The 18,927-nt window shown below is 60.9% G+C and carries 19 protein-coding genes and 1 pseudogene; 9 read left to right on the plus strand and 11 right to left on the minus strand.

The window, feature by feature from the left end; all coding sequences use genetic code 11:
* The gene (locus AC24GY_RS25525) at window positions 1-249 is read right to left on the minus strand and encodes a hypothetical protein (RefSeq protein WP_487688792.1); all 249 of its coding nucleotides are present in this window, start codon (window positions 247-249) and stop codon (window positions 1-3) included.
* A 141-nt stretch (window positions 250-390) separates the two neighbouring features.
* Window positions 391-1,755: a DUF1501 domain-containing protein gene (locus AC24GY_RS25530; RefSeq protein ID WP_487688795.1), complete on the minus strand. Its 1,365-nt coding sequence runs from the start codon at window positions 1,753-1,755 to the stop codon at window positions 391-393.
* 3 nt (window positions 1,756-1,758) lie between these two features.
* Between AC24GY_RS25530 and AC24GY_RS25535 the strand changes: the two genes are divergently transcribed.
* The 4 genes from AC24GY_RS25535 to AC24GY_RS25550 all read left to right on the plus strand — a co-directional run bounded on the left by AC24GY_RS25535 (window position 1,759) and on the right by AC24GY_RS25550 (window position 4,065).
* Complete coding sequence (locus tag AC24GY_RS25535; protein WP_487688798.1) at window positions 1,759-1,944, plus strand: hypothetical protein; 186 nt, start codon at window positions 1,759-1,761, stop codon at window positions 1,942-1,944.
* 231 nt (window positions 1,945-2,175) lie between these two features.
* Window positions 2,176-3,396, plus strand: a complete 1,221-nt coding sequence (locus tag AC24GY_RS25540) for an SGNH/GDSL hydrolase family protein (RefSeq protein ID WP_487688801.1) — start codon at window positions 2,176-2,178, stop codon at window positions 3,394-3,396.
* 75 nt (window positions 3,397-3,471) lie between these two features.
* Window positions 3,472-3,765: a ribbon-helix-helix domain-containing protein gene (locus AC24GY_RS25545; protein WP_487688804.1), complete on the plus strand. Its 294-nt coding sequence runs from the start codon at window positions 3,472-3,474 to the stop codon at window positions 3,763-3,765.
* 3 nt (window positions 3,766-3,768) lie between these two features.
* Window positions 3,769-4,065, plus strand: a complete 297-nt coding sequence (locus AC24GY_RS25550; RefSeq protein WP_487688806.1) for a type II toxin-antitoxin system RelE/ParE family toxin — start codon at window positions 3,769-3,771, stop codon at window positions 4,063-4,065.
* A 106-nt stretch (window positions 4,066-4,171) separates the two neighbouring features.
* Here the strand turns inward: AC24GY_RS25550 and AC24GY_RS25555 are convergent.
* A pseudogene (locus AC24GY_RS25555) lies at window positions 4,172-4,345 on the minus strand (addiction module protein); the annotation flags it as partial.
* A gap of 426 nt (window positions 4,346-4,771) precedes the next feature.
* Between AC24GY_RS25555 and AC24GY_RS25560 the strand changes: the two are divergent.
* Window positions 4,772-4,987 (plus strand): hypothetical protein, encoded by a 216-nt coding sequence (locus tag AC24GY_RS25560; RefSeq protein WP_487688809.1) that lies wholly within the window; start codon window positions 4,772-4,774, stop codon window positions 4,985-4,987.
* A gap of 107 nt (window positions 4,988-5,094) precedes the next feature.
* Here the strand turns inward: AC24GY_RS25560 and AC24GY_RS25565 are convergent, their stop codons facing one another.
* Window positions 5,095-5,562: a hypothetical protein gene (locus AC24GY_RS25565; RefSeq protein WP_487688811.1), complete on the minus strand. Its 468-nt coding sequence runs from the start codon at window positions 5,560-5,562 to the stop codon at window positions 5,095-5,097.
* A gap of 493 nt (window positions 5,563-6,055) precedes the next feature.
* Between AC24GY_RS25565 and AC24GY_RS25570 the strand changes: the two genes are divergently transcribed.
* The 3 genes from AC24GY_RS25570 to AC24GY_RS25580 all read left to right on the plus strand — a co-directional run bounded on the left by AC24GY_RS25570 (window position 6,056) and on the right by AC24GY_RS25580 (window position 11,890).
* Window positions 6,056-8,944, plus strand: a complete 2,889-nt coding sequence (locus tag AC24GY_RS25570) for a hypothetical protein (RefSeq protein ID WP_487688814.1) — start codon at window positions 6,056-6,058, stop codon at window positions 8,942-8,944.
* Between the two features lie 324 nt (window positions 8,945-9,268).
* Window positions 9,269-10,318 carry a Fic family protein gene (locus tag AC24GY_RS25575; RefSeq protein WP_487688953.1) on the plus strand — a complete coding sequence of 350 codons (1,050 nt, stop codon included), beginning with the start codon at window positions 9,269-9,271 and terminating at the stop codon, window positions 10,316-10,318.
* 534 nt (window positions 10,319-10,852) lie between these two features.
* A complete protein-coding gene (locus AC24GY_RS25580; RefSeq protein WP_487688816.1) occupies window positions 10,853-11,890 on the plus strand; it encodes a hypothetical protein in 1,038 nt (345 codons plus the stop codon).
* A gap of 151 nt (window positions 11,891-12,041) precedes the next feature.
* Here the strand turns inward: AC24GY_RS25580 and AC24GY_RS25585 are convergent, their stop codons facing one another.
* The 3 genes from AC24GY_RS25585 to AC24GY_RS25595 form a co-directional block, all read right to left on the minus strand.
* A complete protein-coding gene (locus AC24GY_RS25585) occupies window positions 12,042-12,395 on the minus strand; it encodes a hypothetical protein (RefSeq protein ID WP_487688819.1) in 354 nt (117 codons plus the stop codon).
* Between the two features lie 16 nt (window positions 12,396-12,411).
* Window positions 12,412-12,720: a hypothetical protein gene (locus tag AC24GY_RS25590; RefSeq protein WP_487688821.1), complete on the minus strand. Its 309-nt coding sequence runs from the start codon at window positions 12,718-12,720 to the stop codon at window positions 12,412-12,414.
* A 432-nt stretch (window positions 12,721-13,152) separates the two neighbouring features.
* Window positions 13,153-14,502 (minus strand): hypothetical protein, encoded by a 1,350-nt coding sequence (locus AC24GY_RS25595; protein WP_487688823.1) that lies wholly within the window; start codon window positions 14,500-14,502, stop codon window positions 13,153-13,155.
* A gap of 192 nt (window positions 14,503-14,694) precedes the next feature.
* On the opposite strand from AC24GY_RS25595, the gene AC24GY_RS25600 reads away from it, so the two are divergent.
* Window positions 14,695-15,966, plus strand: coding sequence for a hypothetical protein (locus AC24GY_RS25600; protein ID WP_487688826.1), 1,272 nt, complete (start codon window positions 14,695-14,697; stop codon window positions 15,964-15,966).
* A 586-nt stretch (window positions 15,967-16,552) separates the two neighbouring features.
* Here AC24GY_RS25600 and AC24GY_RS25605 read toward each other — a convergent pair.
* From AC24GY_RS25605 to AC24GY_RS25620, 4 genes are all read right to left on the minus strand, one after another.
* Window positions 16,553-16,708 carry an addiction module protein gene (locus tag AC24GY_RS25605; RefSeq protein ID WP_487688829.1) on the minus strand — a complete coding sequence of 52 codons (156 nt, stop codon included), beginning with the start codon at window positions 16,706-16,708 and terminating at the stop codon, window positions 16,553-16,555.
* 74 nt (window positions 16,709-16,782) lie between these two features.
* The gene (locus AC24GY_RS25610; protein WP_487688831.1) at window positions 16,783-17,712 is read right to left on the minus strand and encodes a hypothetical protein; all 930 of its coding nucleotides are present in this window, start codon (window positions 17,710-17,712) and stop codon (window positions 16,783-16,785) included.
* A gap of 2 nt (window positions 17,713-17,714) precedes the next feature.
* The gene (locus AC24GY_RS25615) at window positions 17,715-18,047 is read right to left on the minus strand and encodes a co-chaperone GroES family protein (protein ID WP_487688834.1); all 333 of its coding nucleotides are present in this window, start codon (window positions 18,045-18,047) and stop codon (window positions 17,715-17,717) included.
* An 80-nt stretch (window positions 18,048-18,127) separates the two neighbouring features.
* A complete protein-coding gene (locus AC24GY_RS25620; RefSeq protein WP_487688836.1) occupies window positions 18,128-18,856 on the minus strand; it encodes a hypothetical protein in 729 nt (242 codons plus the stop codon).
* Window positions 18,857-18,927 lie beyond the last annotated feature (71 nt).

Consider the following 18,927-nt stretch of genomic DNA (forward strand, 5'->3'; position numbering starts at 1 on the left):
TCAATCCTCCTCGCCTTCCCGCAGGGCCTTCATGGTCTCCGCAGTCGTGGTCCACGGGCCGCGCGGGGCCTGCAGTCGTGCGGTGGCGATCATCTGCCGATACTCGTTCAGACTCGGCACCGGCGCTGCTGGCGGCACTTCGGAGATCGCCAGCTTCACGCGCGTGCCTTTAGGAAACTGACGAAGCATGTTCGTCACGACGGCAGTCATGTCGTCTTCCAAGTCAAGGGTGGCAGTGATGGCACTCATGGGCGGAGTGTAAGAAACCCCATGGGCAATTTCAAGAGATGCCTGAGAGTTTACAAGCCGCTAGAATCACTGGCATCACCGCCTTCATTCGCACGAGCAGCGCATGATTGCCATGCCTGAGTCAAAGCATCCGCCCCCACCTCAAATCAGCTCCCGGATCGGCTGCGCGCCGTTCTCCACGAGGTAATGCGGGCGCCCTTTGTTGTCAGTCACCGTTGCGGTGTTCACGTCGATCCCCAGGTTCCGATACAGCGTCGCAAAGACTTCGGGGAAGGTCACCGGGCGGCTGTCCGCCTCGCCACCCAGGCGGTCCGTGGAGCCGATGACCTGGCCGTTCGGCATGCCACCACCCGCCAGCAGCGCCATGGCCACGCGCGGCCAGTGATCACGCCCCACCTGCTTGCTGATGATCGGCGTGCGGCCAAACTCCCCCCACACCAGCACGGTGCAGTCCTTGTCCATGCCGCGCTGGTGCAGGTCCTCAATGAGCGCGGTGATGCCCTGGTCAAAGATGGGAAAATCCTCGCGCTCGCGGGAGAAAATGTCATTGCCCGCACCGCCATGCCAGTCCCACTTGCTGTAGTTCACCGTGACCACACGCGCACCGGCCTCCACCAGACGCCGTGCCGTGAGAAAACTCTGCGGCACACGCGGCGCGCCGTTTTCATCGATCCGCTTGACCGTGTCGCCCATACCATAACGTGCCACAATGCGAGGGTCCTCCTTGGAAAGATCCAGCGCATCGGCCAGCTTGGAGGAGGTCAGCACGCCCATGGCCTGCTGCGTGAAGGCATCCATGCCCTCCATGCGGCCGCTGGAGTCCACATCACGGCGAAAGCGGTCGATGCTGGAAAGCAGCCGCGCGCGATCCGCCAGCCGGTCATACGTGATGCCCTGCAGCGTCAGATCTCCCCGGCTCGGCCCCGTGTGCCGAAACGCACTGTGCGCAGAGCCCAGCATGCCGGGCCCCGGCTCGTTGTACGGGCCGTGCGTGCAGTCGTAGCACATGCTGACAAACGGCGGCACCGCAGGATCCAAAGCCCCCTGCAGCTTGCCCACCACGCTGCCAAACTGCGGCCATCCTCCCGGCGGAGCCACACCCGTGGGCACATGCCCCGTGTAGCACTGCGCCGCATCATGCCCCGCCTGCGCACCCACCAGCGAGCGGATGACGGTAAACTTGTCCATCATCTTCGCCATGCGCGGGAAGAGCTCGCAGATCTCAATACCCGGCACATTCGTCCCGATGGGCTTGTGCGGCCCCGCGATCTCCCGCGGCGCATTCGGCTTGAGGTCAAACATGTCCTGATGCGGCGGCCCGCCCACCAGGTAGATGAGAATCACCGACTTGTGCGAACTCCCAATGCCCGCCTGCGATTCCAGCGCGAGCAGCTTCGGCAATGAGAGCCCGATCGATCCAAGTCCGCCGATCTTGAGAAAATTCCGCCGCGACACCCCATCGCACAGTGGACTGGCGTGATCTGCAGGAGCAAGGATTTTGAGCATGACATGAAGTGGTTGCCAAATGCCGCCGATGGCCTCTGGAGCGCGCAAAGATACGCCACCGCCCCGAAGTCTCTTTCCAGCCCCCATGCCACCCGCTCGCATTTGGGCCTCAGCGAACGCGACAGCGTCTTGGAGTGCGGCGGCAAGCCTGGGCGCGACGCCGCTTTCGCAAGCCGGACGGCAGCCTAAGACCGAAGCGAACACTTCACCCCGCGAAAGCGGTGTCGCCGATGCAGGCTTGCGCCGTGCATCTCTGCCACCGCATTGATTCGCTCTGCTCACCCTTCGGGCAGCCTGTGGCTGTCTATCTTCGCTTCGCTACGGTTCCAAGACGCTCACGCATGTCATTGTGACCATCCCCCTCCCCCCCACAAAACCCGCATGCAAACACCCCCACGCTGCGTAATTCCCCCCAATTCCATGAAGCGCTTCCTCACACTCGCCGCCGTCCTGCTCATCACAGTCGCCGCCGCCCTGCTCCTCTCACCGCTGGCCGCACTGCAAGCGGCAGATCCTGCCACCCTCTCCGTCGATTCACCCGCCATCGTCTTCTCTCCCGGCAACTGGACCGGCGACTCCGGCCGCGGCGGCAAGCTCTTCCGCCAGACGTGGAATGCCGGAGCCTACTTCCGCGTCACATGGGAGACCACCAATCCCAACCCCACCGCCAAGCTCCTGCTCGATACCTCCACCTTTCCGCTCCTCTTCAAAGGACCGCAGATCGCCTACTGCATCGATGGCGTGTGGAAATCCAAGATCCCCTGCGCCAATGAAATCGTCATCGAAGACCTCCAGCGCGCAGGGCCGCATGAATTGTGTGTCGTACTCCAGTCCTCGCAGCAAAAAGAACGCTGGGGCAGTGCCGGAAAAAGCGGCCTCAATGTCCTGCGCGTCACCGGCCTGCAGCTCGATCCCGAGAGCCGCCCCGTGCCCGCCGCACCCGCCGCCAAATGGGCCATGATCATTGGCGACAGCATCACCGAAGGCATCGGCGCCACCGAGCTTGCACCCTACTCCCAGCTCATCGGCCAGGCGCTGCAAACCCAGGGCTACGAATACTGCATCAACGCCTGCGGCTGGAGCGGCTGGATCAATCCCGGCGACAACCCACCCGGCGATGTCCCCGGCTACTACGTCATCACGGGTTCCACCAACGGCAAAGGCGGCCAGTACGACGACGCCGCCAGCCGCTGGAACAAAATCGACGGCAACAACCACTCCCTGCTCGATCCCCAGGGCCACCTCAGCGCCGATGGCCAGCCCGGCCACGAGCCCGCCCTCATCCTCATCAATTACGGCACCAACGACGCCCTCCACAAGTCCAATCCCAGCGACACCCAGGCCAGCATCATCCAAAGCCTCGCCGCCCTCCGCCGCAGCGCCCCCGACGCCCACATCATCCTCCTCATCCCCTTCGGCCAGTACTACGCCAAAGAGCTCAAACACGCCGTCGCCACCCATCAGCAAACCCATCCCTCCGACAAAAAACTCACCCTCATCGACCTCGGCCCCACCGTCGCCCGCTCCCTCGCCGTAAAAAACGGCCTCCTCGGCGGCCTCCACCCCAACGACCGCGGGCATGCCCTCTTCGCCGCCAAAATCATCCCGCAGGTGCTGGGGATATTGAACGGCGGGAAGTGAGGTGGGTGCCGACGACTCTCAGCGTTGAATCACTTTCTCGACAAACCGGGCCAGCCTTGATACAATCAAACCACCATGACCCGAGTCGCCATTCAACTTCCCGATGAGCTGAACCAGTTCGTGAACAAATCGGTTCAGGCCGGTGATTTTCACACTGCGGACGAGTTTTTCATCAGCGTCGTGTCCATGTACAAAGATCAGGTCGAAGAAGGACTCAGCGACGCCGAACAAGCAAAGCTCGAAAGTCTCCGCCGTGATATTCAAGTCGGAGTCGATCAACTCGACCGTGGCGAAGGAAGCGAAATGGATTGGGATGCGTTTTTCTCAGATCGTCACCGCGCCTATGCAGATCGTCACCGCGTCTCATAGGCGATGGCTAGAGTCATCTATTCAGATATTGCCAAGGCCGATCTACGCGAGATTTGGGACTACGTTTCTGACGACAGCCAGCTCCAGGCTGACCGGCTCATCGAGCGGTTTCGATCCAAACTCGAACACCTTGCCCAATGGAACACCCTTGGCCGCCCACGGCCAGAAATCTCGGTGAATTGCCGCAGCTATCCCTTCGGCAAATACTGCTTCTTTTTCCGCCCCATCGACAATGGCATCGAGGTCATTCGAGTGATTCACGCCGCGCGTGATCTCGATCAAATCGAGTTCCCTGAATAACACCGGACGAAGACTGGCTTCGTCACCAGCTCCTCATCAATACCACCAAAGTACCAGAGCAATTCATCATGTTCCTGCTGGGCAGACGGATGAATGTTCCATTCGGTCATGGTCTGTAAACAGGACGCTGAACACCCAATTTGGCAAACACGGCATCCGTGCGACGTTCAGACTCCTCAGCCGTGAGCAACTGGACGGTGCCATTTTCGATGTCCTGTACACGAGCATCAATCTCAGCGGCCCACTCGGACTCGACAGATGCTTCTTCATCTGGCTGATCGTCCTCAACAAGCCTCGCTCCTGAAAAAGCTCTCTCGCTTCGTCAGGAGCGAGGCTGTCGATTTCCTTTTTGATGTGTACGACGGTAGCTGTCCTGGCTCAAGTCTGTCGTACTCTGCGGAATTTGTCGAGGAGGTGAATCAACGCAGCGAGTCGCCCTCCCGCACCTCTCGGTCTGCTTGCCGAACATCCGGCACGCGAAAAGCCGCTGGTCGGATACTGGCGCTGACCATATCTAATCTCTCTGATCCTTTCAGGATCGCCCACAAGGACGTAATGGGTGAATTTTGGCGGATTCTCAATGACTGCCTTTATCCAAGTGCCATTCATGCCAGGCCACTTTTTTGTGACCTCACTTCTCTTTGCTTCCGAGATCACAACCGTAGGATGACGAATGACTGGGCAAACAACGACAAAACTGGGCTGGATGAAGCTGCCACTTTGGCTGCTGGCTGCGCCGGTCATCTATGTCCTCAGCTCAGGTCCCATCTTGGCTTTGTATGAAAATCACTGGCTTCCCGAATTCACCGGTGACTGCATACAATCGGTCTATGCCCCCCTCGGCCTGCTTGCCGAACATCCCGCATTCGAAAAGCCGCTGGTCGGATACTGGCGCTGGTGGACCGGCCCCATTCAACCGTGACAGCGACCTGTGCAAAGTTGCCAGGCATTTTGACTGAGGCCGCCACTGGCTGCAGCATGGAATACACCTGCAAGTCGCGCATCAGGGGTTGGCGCGTGGATGCAGATTCACAACAATTGCGTCAAATAATCGTAGGCATCCCGATACCCTTTCATCAGCAAGGCGGCCGATGTGATGCACACGATATCGCTTTCGCCAACATCCTCCAGTGAGGCTAGAAGAAACAATTTCTGCAACGCCTGCTTTTTGATGCTCTCCGAAAAGTTTTCGACCAGGTTTTGCGGCACCTGTGGTGCATTCGGACAGGAAGACAATCCAAGGATTAAGCACGCGGCATGGATCATCTCCGAGCGCGTCTTCAGCGTGATCAATTCATTCTCACAGTTTCCAATTAGAAATGGAACGGCAGCATATCCTGCGGTCGAAGGTGAACTGTCTCGAACAAGATCGCAGAGCAGTTCTGTGACTTCATCGTCATTCAATTGCCCTTCAGCTAAACGATTTAGATCATTCCAAATTGTGACACCATCGGTGTCTATCCCTCGCAGTTGAGACCAATCCTGCATTTCATTCATCGCTGAGCATCTTGTTTCGCTTATCGCTGGGAAAGGATTTGGCAGCAATCCTTTGCCTCATTACGCAGCCTTCCCGTGATTGCAAACCGCAGAGCCCAGCGAGTGTGTGGCGCGGAGCGAATTTGGAGTGCGGCTGCGAAGCTGCCGCTTTCGTGAGTCTCATGAGGCCGAACGTTTCATCGCGAACTACGAAAGTCCACCGGCTTGCGAACGACGGCTGCTTGGGACAAGCAGCCCTACCTCGCGCCGGGCGCTCGAACGACCAACTAGGTCGCGGCGCACAAGGTAGGGCGGGTTGTCCCCAACCCGCCGCGTGACGCCTGAAGGTGTGGAGAGTCTCATCGTGCCAACGAAGCCCGTCCTCCCCAAAACCATCCCCCCTGCAAACTCCCTCCCCCACCCCACGTAAATCATTTGAACCCACCCGCCTCCTGCGGCAGGTGCGCCACCGCTTTCACCTCGATTCCGTCTTCGCCTTCGTCCTGATCCAACCATGAACTACCCAGCCTCCCGCAGTCAGCCTCTGCCTCGTTTTCGATTGAAGTCCGCCCTGCTCGCGCTCGCTCTCGCGTGCCTGGCTCAGGCTGAGCTGGCCCATGGTGCCAAGGACCCCACGGACGTCACCGCCGTCGTCGCGGGTGCGGTGAAGGATGACAAGCTCTCGATCACCTCGGGCAACGATCTCTTTGGCGACACCGCCGCAGGTGTGCCGAAGAAACTGCACATCGAGTACACCCTCGGCGACGAAAAGCTTTCGCGCGATGTGGGCGAGAACAGGAAGCTGGAAATCGCCGCGCCTGCGGGGAAACACCTCGTCATCACCAAGGCCGTCTATGGACCTGCGGATGGCTCGAAGCCGAAGACCGTCGCCGCCGTCACGGAAAATCCCGGCGAGCTGCTGGCAACGCTGCCGGGTTTCAAGGTCGAGCTCGTGCGCAAGGCGGACGCGGCCACGGAAGGCTCGTGGATCTCCATCGCGAAAGATCCCAAGGGCCGCCTGCTCCTCGGCGCGGAACCGAAAGAACCCATCTCGCGCCTCACGCTCAAGGACGGCAAAGTCACCAAGGCCGAGATCCTCAAAATCCCGCTCAGCGAGGTCATGGGCATGCTCTTCGCCTTTGACAGCCTCTACATCAATGGCCGTGGCAATGGCCCCGATGGCAAGAGTGTCTATGGCCTCTGGCGCTGCACCTCCACCACCGCCGAGGAGGCCTTCGACAAGGTCGAGTTCCTCCGCGAATGGCGCGGCGGCGGTGGCGACCACGGCGCGCACACCATCCTGCTCAATCCCGACAAAAAGCACCTCAACGTGCTCTGCGGAAATTTCGTCGATGTGCCTGCCGATGTGCTGCCCACCTCCCCGCACAAAAACTACGCGGACGATCTCGTGCTGCCGCGCGCGGAAGATGGCAACGGCTTCGGCGCAGGCCGCAAGCCACCGGGCGGCTTCGTCGTCCGCATGGACCCCGATGGCAAGAACTGCGAACTCATCGCCAGCGGCGAGCGCAACACCTACGGCGTCGCCTTCAATCACGATGGCGAGCTCTTCGGCTTTGACAGCGACATGGAGTGGGACTGGGGCACACCCTGGTATCGTCCCGTGCGCGTCTATCATGTGACCAGCGGCGCAGACCACGGCTTCCGCGAAGGCGCCAGCAAGTGGCCCGAGTATTACCACGACAGCCTGCCAGCCACCGTGACCATCGGCATCGGCTGCCCCACGGGCGTGGGCTTCGGCACGGGTGCCAAATTCCCCGCCAAGTACCAGCGCGCCTTCTTCATCCAGGACTGGACCTATGGCCGCCTCATCGCCGTGCATCTCACGCCGCAGGGCGCCAGCTACGGCGGCACCTGGGAAAACTTCGTCGCACCAAAATCACTCAACGAAAAATCCGGCAAGACCCCGCTCAATTTGACCGGCCTCACCATCGGCGACGATGGCGCGATGTACTTCACCATCGGCGGCCGCCACACCCAGGGCGCGCTCTTTCGCGTGACCTACGAAGGCACCGAATCCACCGCACCCGCAGACCTCCACGAAGTCGCAGGCGATGAAGCCCGCACGCTGCGCCACAAGCTCGAAGCCTTCCACGGCCACGAAGACGCCGCCGCCGTGGACACCGCATGGCCTCACCTCGCCAGCGAAGACCGCTTCATCCGCTACGCCGCACGCATCGCCATCGAAAGCCAGCCCATCGCTCAGTGGAAAGCACGCGCCCTGGCCGAAACAAACCCCACCGCAGCACTCACCATCCTCCTCTCCGTCGCACGCCTCGGCGGCACCGAGGCCCAGGGCGATCTCTTCAAAGCCATCGCCAAGCTTCCCCTCACGCAGCTCAAGAGCGAGGCCCAGCAGCTTGAGTTCATCCGCGTCATCGAAGTCGCCATCAGCCGCATGGGCAAACCCGCCGCTGAAATCGCCGCGCCCATCATCGCGCTGCTCAGCCCGCTTTACCCCGCGCAGAGCGTCGCGCTCAATCGCGAGCTGTGCCAGACGCTCCTCGCGCTCGATGCACCCGACACCATCGCCCGCACGCTCAAGCTCCTCGCCGCCGCACCCACGCAGGAAGAGCAGCTCAACTACGTCGTCGCCCTGCGCACCATCACGAATGGCTGGACACCGGAAATGCGCCGCCAGTATTTCGCCTGGTGGGCCCAGAAGCGCAACACCACCCAGCACCCCGAAAAGACGCTCAAGTGGTTCACCGATGCCGGCCGCGACTTCAGCGATGGCGCAAGCTTCAGCAACTTCCTCGTCAAAATCCGCCGCACCGCCATGGCCAACGTGCCACCGGAAGAACTCGCCGCGCTGCAGCCCGTGCTCGATTCCTGGATCGAGCCCGCCCCCAAGCTCAAGAAGCCCAAGAAGGACCGCACCTTCGTGAAGAACTGGCAGATGTCCGACCTCATCGGCGATCTCGACAAACTCAGCAAAGGCCGCAACTTCGCCCAAGGCCAGGACGCCATGTACGGCACCCTCTGCCTCATGTGCCATCGCATCGGCGATGAAGGCGGCTCCGTCGGCCCGGATCTCACCGCCGTCGCCAGCCGCTATTCGCCGCAGGTCATTCTCGAAGCCCTCATCGAGCCCTCGAAAGTCATCTCCGAGCAATACGCCAACACCGACATCACGCTCAAAAACGGCACCTTTCTCACCGGCCGCATCGTGGGTGACACCGATGACAAAATCATCCTCCGCCCCAGCATGCTCGCCCCCGACACCAAGGAGATCAGCAAAGCCGACATCAAGACCAAGGAAACCTCCAAGCTCTCCCCCATGATGCCCGGCCTCCTCAACACCCTCACCAAAGAAGAAATCCTCGACCTCCTCGCCTACTTCCAAGCCGCCGGAAAGCCTGAGGGTGCGGCGTTTAAGAAGTAGTGTGACTAGGGCGTGTTTGAAAACCTTGGCTACGCTGGCGCTTTGCGTTTTGGAGTGCGCCGGTCCTCCGGCGCTTTCGAGTGCCTCATGGCCCGCGTAAAGCTCCAGAGGGCTGGAGCACTCCAGGACGCTGTCGCGATCTCCACTATTCTGCGACCTGGAGCACCGCCGAGGTTTTCAAACACCGCCAAGTGTCAGATCAAGACGATCCCCCTCCGCGCGAGCTTGCCCCCATCCCCTCCCCCAAAATATGGGTGTTTACGGGTGTCATTACGGTTGGACTTTTGGGTGTTTATGGGTGTCATTATGGTTTGGGAGACCATGATGCTGAAAACAGATTCCATCCAAATCACGCCGGATTTGCTGGCGTTGATTGCTGAAATTGACGAGTTCAAAGGTGCCTGGCGTGCCCTGGGCACCCTGGCCCCTGAACGCTTGAAGGCTTTGCGCCACGTCGCCACCATTGAGAGCATCGGCTCCTCCACTCGCATCGAGGGCAACAAGCTCACTGACCGCGAGATTGAGCGGCTGCTGGCCAGCCTGGAAATCAAAAAGTTCGACACTCGGGACGAACAGGAAGTCGCCGGCTATGCCGAGGTCATGGAAACCCTCTTCCATGCCTGGCAGGACATCCCCATCACCGAAAACCACATCAAGCAGCTTCACCGCGACCTGCTGCGCCATAGCGAAAAGGACGAGCGGCACCGCGGCGAATACAAGACGCTGCCCAACAGCGTGGCCGCCTTCGATGAAAACGGCAGGCAGGTTGCCATCGTGTTCGAAACGGCCACTCCCTTCGATACACCGCGCCTCATGGCCGAGCTCGTCGCGTGGCTGAACGAAGCGCGCGAACTGAAGCGAACACATCCGCTTTTTGTGGTCGCCGTGTTTGTGGTGGTGTTCCTGGAAATCCACCCCTTTCAAGACGGCAATGGCCGCTTGAGCCGCGTGCTCACCACCCTGCTCCTGCTGCAGGCGGGCTACGCCTATGTCCCTTACAGTTCACTGGAAAGCGTCATCGAGGGCAGCAAGGAGGGCTACTATCTGGCCTTGCGGCAAACCCAGGGCACCATCCGCACCCAGTCGCCCAACTGGCAGCCGTGGTTGCTGTTCTTTCTGCGCGCCTTGCAGCAGCAGAAACGCCGCCTGGCCGCCAAGGTGGAGCGGGAAAAAATCGTGCTCGCGGCACTGCCAGAACTCGCCGTGCAAATCATCGACTACGCCAGGCAGCATGGCCGCGTGACCATGGGCGGCATCATCAAGGTGACAGGAGCCAGCCGGAACACGCTCAAGGAGCACTTCCGCCACCTGCTGGAGCAGGGCCATGTGGTCAAGCACGGCACGGGCAAAGGCACATGGTATGCTCTGCCATGACATACCCTCCTCGCTTTTTTCCAATCCGCCGGCAAACCCGGAGGCCCCGCGTTGAAGCAGCGGGACCGCATGCAGAGGAGCACCTGCGTACGGCGGCAGAAGAGCGGCAGAGAGAGGCTTTGCGCCACGCCGCCACTCCACGGGGCGCACTTTGATGTTCCTCAGCGGCTGCGGCTTCGGGAGGTTGATGCGGAGGTAAACTGCAGAGGATGTACGGACGCAGAGGCCTCCTTTTGAATTCAAGCTTCTGATCTCTGCGCTCGTCCATTCTCTGCGGTTCATCTGATTGTTCGCATTGCCCATTTTAACACCCAAGATGCGTCCTATCGCAGCCCAGGGCCAGCCACATTGCAATGGCCTGACACGCATCTTGAACCGGCCCGCCGTGAGTTTTCATCTGGACACCCCATGGCGGTCTGTTAAAAATGCCGTGGCTTCCACCCAGGAATGCTGCATGCGCTGAGCATCGCTGCCACACCGCACCATGAAATGGCACCTGTCGCAAGAGCGTTCATCCAGATGCCCCTCCACACTATGAAACACCTGCTTCCATTGGCGCTCGCCCTCATCACCCTCTCCGCACACGCCCAGCAGGCCAGTGAGTGGAAAACGATCCTGGCCACAGAGGAGGATCTCAAGGGCTTTCCACCCGGGCAGGTCCATCTGGTGGACGGACTGCTCCATGTGCGCGCCGGCCATGGCATCCTGGTCCCGCAGCCATACGCGGACGGTGCCATCCGCGCACTCTTTCATTTCCGCGAGAAGACCAGCTGGCCCCAGCTTCGCATCCGGCGTACTGCCGATGTCAGGCCCCAGGACAGCGAGTACTACGAGATCATACTCAACATCAAGATGGGAGAGACCTCCATCGACAATCTCTTCCTCAACTTCACCTCGAAGGGCAAGATCAAGCGGCTGGCTGTCGTGCCCCTGCCAAAGCCCTTTGTTTTGGGAGACTACATCGATCTTGAGCTCTCCGCCGTCGGCCAGCATCTGAAAGTCCTGATCAATGGCAAAGCGGCCTTTGAAATCGATGACAAGTCCATTTCCGCCGGCGGGCTCTGGGGCGTCGCCGCAGATCAGGCCTGGTTCTCCAAAATCCAGGTGCGCAGCTTCGTTCCCAGGTCAAGCGACCCACGGATCGCCCAGCTGGAGGACGCCTATGCCGCCGCCATCGAGCGCGACGCCCCTCTCATCCCCCATATCGAAGCCGTCAAAGCCCTCGATGACAAGTATGTCGCAGCGCTGGATCGTACGCTGGATGCCGCCACCCAGGCAGGCAACCTCGATGCCGCGCTGGCCCTGCGCACCGAGAAAAAGCGACTGCAGGACGAAGCCCCGCTGCCCGACGATGACAAAGCCGCGAACGAGACGCTCAAGCCTCTCCGCGCCACCTACCGCAGCACCCTGAGCCAGCTCACCACCCAGCGCGAACAGCGCCTGCAAACCCTGCGCGAAAAATTCCTCCAGGCGCTGGATGCCTACCAGGCCGAGCTCACCCGCGCGAAAAACCTCGATGCCGCCCTCGAAGTGCGCAAACGCCGCGATATCGAAGCCGCCAAAGCCCCATAACCGGGCGGATTGATGCGCAAGTAAACCGCAGAGGATGAACGGTCGCAGAAGACTGCATTTTGAATTCAGGCTTCTGCTCTCTGCGCCCGTCCAATCTCTGCGGTTCATCTCATGTTCGTCTGCGGCTGCGGCTTTGGAAGGCCCAAGCCCATCACGAAAAGAACCTCGAATAAAAAATCCCACGCGTCGCCACAAAGCCGGTCAGCAAGGCGGCTGGTATGACGTAGTAGTAGCCTGCTGCAGCGGCAGGATGGAACTTCGAGAAGGCACCGATGGCAATGAAGCCGAGCAGGAGAAAAATGACACCAATGCAGCCTCCTTCGATGAGGTTAAAGGTCACGAAGACCACGCTCGCGATCACACCGCCGATGAGGCACGGCCACCAGACGCTGGCGAAGGGACGGGGCGCGAGATGCGCGGAGATCAGCCACGCAAAGAACCCGGCCATGGAAAGCAGGATGGCCAGCCACCGGAGCCAGCAAAGGAGTGTGCCGAGATGCTTCATGCGGGCGAAGAGCTGTTCATAGGTGAATGCCGAGCTGGGTCAATTTGCGGCCAAAACCTTCCGCCGTGGCCAGCGTGTGGAGAAAGCTGCCGTCAGAACGTTGATACGAGATCACGCCACCATCCTGAAGGCGAACGACCAGTACGCAGTCCCGCGCCGCAGACGTTGGGAACCGCAGGATCTCCGGCTCGAAGCCGAACAGCTCCGCGAGACTGAACGACGGTAGCCGCCCATGAAGGACGAATCTGCCGGGGCAGTCGCGTATCGGCACCCACACGCCACGCTTCCAAAGCGTCTCGAAGGTCAGCGGCTGTGTGGGGTACATAAGGCTTTCCATTCAGCTACATTCATCCGAGTGATGCAAGGAGGAACAGCTATATAGCGATTCGCAAAACTCATTTCCGAAATGAAGAGGCTGAGGATGTTCGGTTTGCCGCAGAGGGGCCAAGGTGCAAAGGTGGCAGAGATTCAATCTCTTCTCTGCTCCCTCTGCCTCTCCGCCCCTCTGCGGCAGAGTCGAGGCCTCCTCCAGCTTTCAAAAGATTCAGCGGAGCGTGTTTCCCCAGGCGCTTTCCGGAAATCAGTTCTGGAAAACGCCATACCATGGCAAGCTCAAGTGAGGATTCCGGATCCACTGCCTGCGCATTGAGCCCCGCGCATCCCCAAGACTCCAAGACGCCTCCGCTTCTTCTCTTGGAAATCCACGATCCTCCCCCCTGCCCGGACGGCTCACTCACCTGTCAGCACAGCACCTCGCCTACTTTGAAGCTTTCTCCGGGGCCTGTTCCTGCGGCACGGCCTTCGACTTCTCCAGCACCTCCTGATATACCTGCTCAGCCTTCTCGTTGAAGAGACTGCCGTTGATCTCCTGCTTTTTCAGGTAGTCCTTCAGCGTCATTGCGGGAACCTCGTTTTTATCCAGTGCTATCTCCTGGTAGGTCGTGGGCTCTTTGGAGGTCAGGCGTATGGTCCCGGTCAGCAGCACCTTGCCATCGGCGCTCACGTCCATTTGCAGATCTCCCTCCAGCTTTTGCAGGGAGTCATCGTGGTGGTCGTAGTTGTTGATCATGCGCACATTCTCGCGGTCCGCCTTGGTAAAGGTGATCCTCCCCGTCTTCAGCGCCCCCACCTGCACCAGCACCTGTACCGCGCCCCCCGCATACGGGCTCCACGGGCCGCTGGGCACATTGGTGGCCCCCATCTCCAGCATCAGCAGGTGGGCTCCAGACTTGATGCGCAGGTTTGAATCAAGCGTCCAGCCCCGGTCATCCGGCGCAAGGGCGGTGTCCTTCACCAGCACAAACTTCGTCAACGGGATGCGCACTCGTGCATCGACCTGCCGCGTGAGAAACACGGAGAAATCCGCCTCCGTGCGCAGCGGTCCCCTGGCATCGTCCACGCCGGGGATCTTGCCCCAGTCACGGCTGTAGCTGTCCAGGAAATCCAGATGGTCCGTGATGGCTGCGGCCTCCTCCGCAGGAATCTCCCGCCGCCGCTTCATGATCTCAAATTTGGCCCAGTATTCGGCGATGGGAAAGCGCGTCTCCTTCACCACGGCGCCCTCCTTGATCTTGAGCAGCGCCACTTCCGTGGGCCGCACCTCCTCGCGCGGTGTTTTTTCATCCGGGTGCTGATACTTCTTTTTCTTCAGCGTGCAGAAGATGCGCAACTGACCGGTGTACCAGTCTGCAAAGATCCGGCCATCCGCCGCCGCACGCCCGGGGAAAACCTGTCGCAGCACCTCATCCAGCCGTGCCTGCTCCTTCTTCACCACAGCCTCGGCTTCCTTGGGTTTGGATTCCTCCTGCTCCAGAAGGTCGATCAAGCCACTCGGTTGGAACTTCGCCAGATACAGCCGCCCGTCCGTGATCTCATACGTGGCCACATGACCGCGATAGTTCGCCGTGCTCGTCATTTCCAGCGGGTACTTCCCATGCTTGCCGTCTGCGAAGTAAGCCTGGAAGGGTGCGGGAAAAAGCCAGTGAGTCTCCAGCACGCAGCGCTCGCCACGGTAGAGGATGAAGTCATCCTCCTGCTCCGTGGCCGCAGCCTGTGTGTTCGTGAGCAGCAGCAGGGCGGGAAGGATCAGCAGAAGTCGAAGCCTCATGGGAAGATGTGCTTAAAAGAATGGATAATTCATCATTCTACCGAAGCTGATGTGGCATGACAAGAAGCGATTGGCTCATGGATGAGCATGAAAAAGTCGCGCTTCTCACGCCGCTGCCATTCGCAGCATTCGCGGTGGAAGCTTTTGACGGCGCTGGAACGGGCGACTTAGTGATTCAGCGCTTCTTTTGCCATGAATCTCCCCTTCCTCACCCTCACCGCCCTGCTGCTGCTCGCATCCCACGCACTCCTGCCCGCTGCCGATGCCACTCTGCCACAGGCCATCGACCAGGCCCACACCGAACTCTGGCGCCGCTTCGTCGATCCCCATGGCATCATCCGCGACTTCGTGGGCGATCTGCCCACTCCCGAAGACTGCAAGCTCGGCAGGCCCAATGCCATCGGCTGGTGGAGCCCCATCGAAAACGGCCCCATGTTCAACGGCCTCTACCTCCCCGCCGCCTGCGAGCGCGCCCGCCGCAGCGGTGCTGCCGCCGATGCGGAGCAGGCACGCCGCCTCGCCCAGGGCCTCATGAAATGCGCCTCCGTCTCCGATGTGCCCGGCTTCATCGCACGCGGCATCGGCACGGATGGCGTGTGCCACTACCCGCTCAGCTCAGACGATCAGACGCATCCCTGGTTCCTCGGCCTGCACGCCTATTTGAAAAGCGGCCTCCCCACCGCCGAAGAGCGCCAGCAAATCGTGACCAAGGTCAAAGAAGTCGCCACCGCACTCGAGGCCACAAAGTGGCGCATCCCCTGCGAAGGAGATTTCAAAGGTACTTTCCGCGGCGGCTTCACCGGCCACCTCTTCCGCGATGCCGTCCGCTACCTCTACCTCCTCCGCGCCACCCACGAAATCACCGGCGACTCCATCTGGCTGGAGCGCTACCACAAAGCCCGCGCCGAGCGCCCCGCACCCGGCACCAAAACACGCGCCGAAATCTGCGCCGAAGGCTATCCCTACGACCGCGAAGCCATCGCCCACATCGATGAATCCCAGCTCTGGATCTACGTCGGCAGCCAGGCCTCCCTCTCCCAGCTCATCGCCATGGAAAAGGATGCAGCACTCAGCGCCCTCTACCGCACCGGCCTCACCGTCAACGCCACCAATGCCCTCCCCGCCCTCAAAGGCCACACCACCTTCGACAACAACGATAAGAAAATTTTCGGCAACGCCAACTGGCGCGCCGTTTACTCCACCTGGTTCCCCCAGCCCACCCAGGAAGACGCCGCCAAGCTCGCCAAAATCTCCGACAAAACCCAGCGCGGCGAACGCAAAGACTACGAGGCCCGCTACATGAAAAACCCTCTCGCCGCCGCCGCCATCATCTCCCTCCTCCGCGACGGCTCAAACCGCGCCACCATCGAAGCCGCCATCCGCCATTACGACTACGCCAAACTCCACATGGCCGAGCTCTTCTTCGCCGAGTGCGCGTATTATGCGCTGCCTCTGGAAAAGTAGCCCAGTTGCGCCGCAACTGGTCTGCGGTGGTTCATCCCACTGTGCCTCCTTGACCCACCGCTTGTATTTGAAGCGGCACCTCAGCCATCCCGATGAAATCGGAGACCATCGAGGCGGTCATAGAGAAAGCGTCTGTCTGTCGGGTAGTTGGCTTCACTGGCCGCGTAGCCCGTCCCCTCCGGAACAAGCGTCAGCGCCCGTTCCCCGTAATATGACCCAAGACGCAGACGGCCATCTGAAATCTTCTCCCACCGGCCAGCTACGTTAAAGCTACTGATGAATCCTCCCTTCACACCGCATGGCACCCCCGCGTCGAAAGTGCCGCGCAGTAAAAAATAGCCACCACGATGAAGCGAAAGCATGAAGTGCCGGGGGGCCGTCAACGGCAGCGAGCAGAGCCTGCCGCGTGAATGAACTCGTATGCCATACCTCGGCAATCAGGCGCGGAGCAGCGGCCATCATCGCAAAGAGCGTGTAGTCAGTGAACAACCCGAGCCAACAATAGGACCGCGTTGATTCCATGAGTGGAGCAACGAGAACAATATCCCTACGCAGATGAGCCCCTTTGCAATGAGGTTCACAACAGTCATGAGGCGGTCACCTCTTCCAAGATCTCCCGCTTTGCGATGTCCCAGTCTACGTACTTGGCGGTGCCTTCGGCGACTAATGCCTCACGTTCATTCAGCATTTCCTGATGCCACTGCGGCACAGTCAACTGGTCAAGGGCATCCAGGGCGATCATGGCAAAGCGTAAACACCAGCGCTGAACTCGCAACGAGTTTGATGCCCTGACCGCGAGAACCGAGAACTCGAACCCTAATACCTCCCCGCTGACCACGCTGGCCACAGCCCCGTCGGCTTCCGTCCCTGCGGGCGCATGCGCTCCAGCAGCACCAGCGCGGTCTGTGCCTGCTGGTGGATGAGCGATGGCGCGTCCTGGTTGCGCAGGCTGGGGATGTCGTAGTTGGTGATCGTCGGTTTCGCAAAGAAGGCATCAAGCGCCAGAGGGAGGAAGATGGACTCCACAAAGTTCGCCGGCACGGGCAGCGCCACGCCGGGATCAGTGTGGCCTTCATCGTTGTTGTACACATCCGCGCGTGTCAGCTCGCCCAGCGCGGTGCGCGCCTGAAACTCCAGCACCGTGTCCGTGCTCACATAGCCGGAGATCATCATGCGCAGCTTCACCGCGTTGTTGGAAATGGCGGACTCGATGAAGTAGCGCACATCGCCGCCGCAGCTTTGCGACAGCTCCTCACGGCTGCCCGCAGCGACGAGCGTGCGCTTGCTGCCGCGAAAACGCACCGGCTCCAGCACCGTGATGATGTCTCCATCCAGCTCCACGGTGTCCACGTTGACCGTCGCGGTGCCGCTGGTCGTGCCGGACAAATGCGGAAACTGCAGCGTCGCGGTGCTGCCGGTGATGGAAAGGATGCGGTTCATGGCGGGGTCACCCGGCAGATCCACCCAGCAGCCTGCGGCCCATGAGGGAAAGCTCCCCGTGGCCGTCATGCCGCCATGCGTCAGGCCGCTGACTGCCACCGGAGTGGGCGCACGGAAGTAGGCGCTGCGCTGCTGCTTTGCCGCAAAGAGCGGGCCCAGCGCCGCCATCTGCTGCAGCGCCGCATTGCACGCGGCCAGCGCATCTGGCAGTGGATCTTCATAGTCGGAGCCTCCCGCGTAAGGGATGGCGCGCTGCTCCACCCGCAGGTAGCTCAGCATCGTGGCGATGGTTTCACGTACAGTCATAATCAAAGGGTGGTGAGGGGTGTCGTGCGGGGTTCAGGAAGGCTGATGCTCACGTTGTCCAGCGTGGCGATGATCTCCGTCTCAAGCGCGAGCCGGTAGTTGCGGCCCTCGCGCATGAGCTCGCCGCTGGCGTAGCGGCCCACGTAAACCTGCGTGCCGCAGTCCAGCGCGGCCAGTTTGCACTCCGGCCCGCGTGCGACCACGACGGCCTCCATGCGTGTGCTCGCGCCCTGCACCGCCGTGGGCAGCACGATGCCGGCTGCGGTGGTCTGCTCCTGCGGCGTCACGTCCAGCAGCAGGTGATTTGTCAATGGGTGGATTCCAGGTGGTTTCATAGTCATGTGGTTGTTGGTGCTATTTCTTGGTATTTGTGGTCAAAGTAAAAATGTCAGTGTCATCAACTGCGGCGCATCACTCACGCCTTCCGCCTCACCCAGCCCGCATTCGCCAGCTCGATCCGTGAATCCGCATGCCCGATGCCCGCGCGCAGCGCATCCTCCGCCACGCCCAGCAGTGCAGCCAGGGCCTTCAGCCTCTTCGGCGGCTCCACCAGATCATACGCCGCCTCATGCAGCGGCCTGCCGGCAATGAGCGGCGGCACCACGGCCTGCACGCTCGTGGCAGCCACAGAAACGGTGGAGGCATCTGCCACAGCAGCCTGCGCTTTCACATCCGCCTCGGCCTTCAGCGCTTTTTCCTCCGCCGAGGCGGGCGCAACGGTCGGCTCAGCACCCGGCCCAACCACGATTCGGGTGTCAGTGCTCGTGTCCGTTGCGCCCATTTCGGTGAGATTCGTCAGCGGCGTGGGCTTCGCCGCAGTCGGTGCATCCAGCGTCACCACCATCGCGTGCGGCAGACGGCGCTGTTCCATGAGATCATGCGCCAGGCGTCCCTTCCCTGCCTGCCACAGGTGCAGCGGCACACGCAGGATGTGCCCCTCCAGCGCCGACTCAAAGCGGAAGATGTAGGAGCGCGTCCCCTTGTCGTGAAAATCATACGGCGCATTGTTCCCCACGCCCACCAGCTTCACGACGACAAGCGGATCATCCGCGCGACGATGCTTCGCAAGCAGCGCGGAATCAACGCGCGCCGGCAGGGTCATAACAGTGGTGAGAGAGGGACAGGCAGTGGTGTTGGGCTTCATAAAAGGTGAAAAGTAAAATGGGTCTGAGGTATCGGGGGCATTCCTGCCCCTCTTGGAATTCTGTCTCGTCT

Source organism: Prosthecobacter sp. Pr1, assembly GCF_057652315.1.

Bases quoted from the DNA above. Each gene is read 5' to 3' on its own strand.
- AC24GY_RS25525 (WP_487688792.1), bottom strand. From the start codon at position 249: ATGAGTGCCATCACTGCCACCCTTGACTTGGAAGACGACATGACTGCC.
- AC24GY_RS25530 (WP_487688795.1), bottom strand. From the start codon at position 1,755: ATGCTCAAAATCCTTGCTCCTGCAGATCACGCCAGTCCACTGTGCGAT.
- AC24GY_RS25535 (WP_487688798.1), top strand. From the start codon at position 1,759: ATGAAGTGGTTGCCAAATGCCGCCGATGGCCTCTGGAGCGCGCAAAGA.
- AC24GY_RS25540 (WP_487688801.1), top strand. From the start codon at position 2,176: ATGAAGCGCTTCCTCACACTCGCCGCCGTCCTGCTCATCACAGTCGCC.
- AC24GY_RS25545 (WP_487688804.1), top strand. From the start codon at position 3,472: ATGACCCGAGTCGCCATTCAACTTCCCGATGAGCTGAACCAGTTCGTG.
- AC24GY_RS25550 (WP_487688806.1), top strand. From the start codon at position 3,769: ATGGCTAGAGTCATCTATTCAGATATTGCCAAGGCCGATCTACGCGAG.
- AC24GY_RS25560 (WP_487688809.1), top strand. From the start codon at position 4,772: ATGAAGCTGCCACTTTGGCTGCTGGCTGCGCCGGTCATCTATGTCCTC.
- AC24GY_RS25565 (WP_487688811.1), bottom strand. From the start codon at position 5,562: ATGAATGAAATGCAGGATTGGTCTCAACTGCGAGGGATAGACACCGAT.
- AC24GY_RS25570 (WP_487688814.1), top strand. From the start codon at position 6,056: ATGAACTACCCAGCCTCCCGCAGTCAGCCTCTGCCTCGTTTTCGATTG.
- AC24GY_RS25575 (WP_487688953.1), top strand. From the start codon at position 9,269: ATGCTGAAAACAGATTCCATCCAAATCACGCCGGATTTGCTGGCGTTG.
- AC24GY_RS25580 (WP_487688816.1), top strand. From the start codon at position 10,853: ATGAAACACCTGCTTCCATTGGCGCTCGCCCTCATCACCCTCTCCGCA.
- AC24GY_RS25585 (WP_487688819.1), bottom strand. From the start codon at position 12,395: ATGAAGCATCTCGGCACACTCCTTTGCTGGCTCCGGTGGCTGGCCATC.
- AC24GY_RS25590 (WP_487688821.1), bottom strand. From the start codon at position 12,720: ATGTACCCCACACAGCCGCTGACCTTCGAGACGCTTTGGAAGCGTGGC.
- AC24GY_RS25595 (WP_487688823.1), bottom strand. From the start codon at position 14,502: ATGAGGCTTCGACTTCTGCTGATCCTTCCCGCCCTGCTGCTGCTCACG.
- AC24GY_RS25600 (WP_487688826.1), top strand. From the start codon at position 14,695: ATGAATCTCCCCTTCCTCACCCTCACCGCCCTGCTGCTGCTCGCATCC.
- AC24GY_RS25605 (WP_487688829.1), bottom strand. From the start codon at position 16,708: ATGATCGCCCTGGATGCCCTTGACCAGTTGACTGTGCCGCAGTGGCAT.
- AC24GY_RS25610 (WP_487688831.1), bottom strand. From the start codon at position 17,712: ATGACTGTACGTGAAACCATCGCCACGATGCTGAGCTACCTGCGGGTG.
- AC24GY_RS25615 (WP_487688834.1), bottom strand. From the start codon at position 18,047: ATGAAACCACCTGGAATCCACCCATTGACAAATCACCTGCTGCTGGAC.
- AC24GY_RS25620 (WP_487688836.1), bottom strand. From the start codon at position 18,856: ATGAAGCCCAACACCACTGCCTGTCCCTCTCTCACCACTGTTATGACC.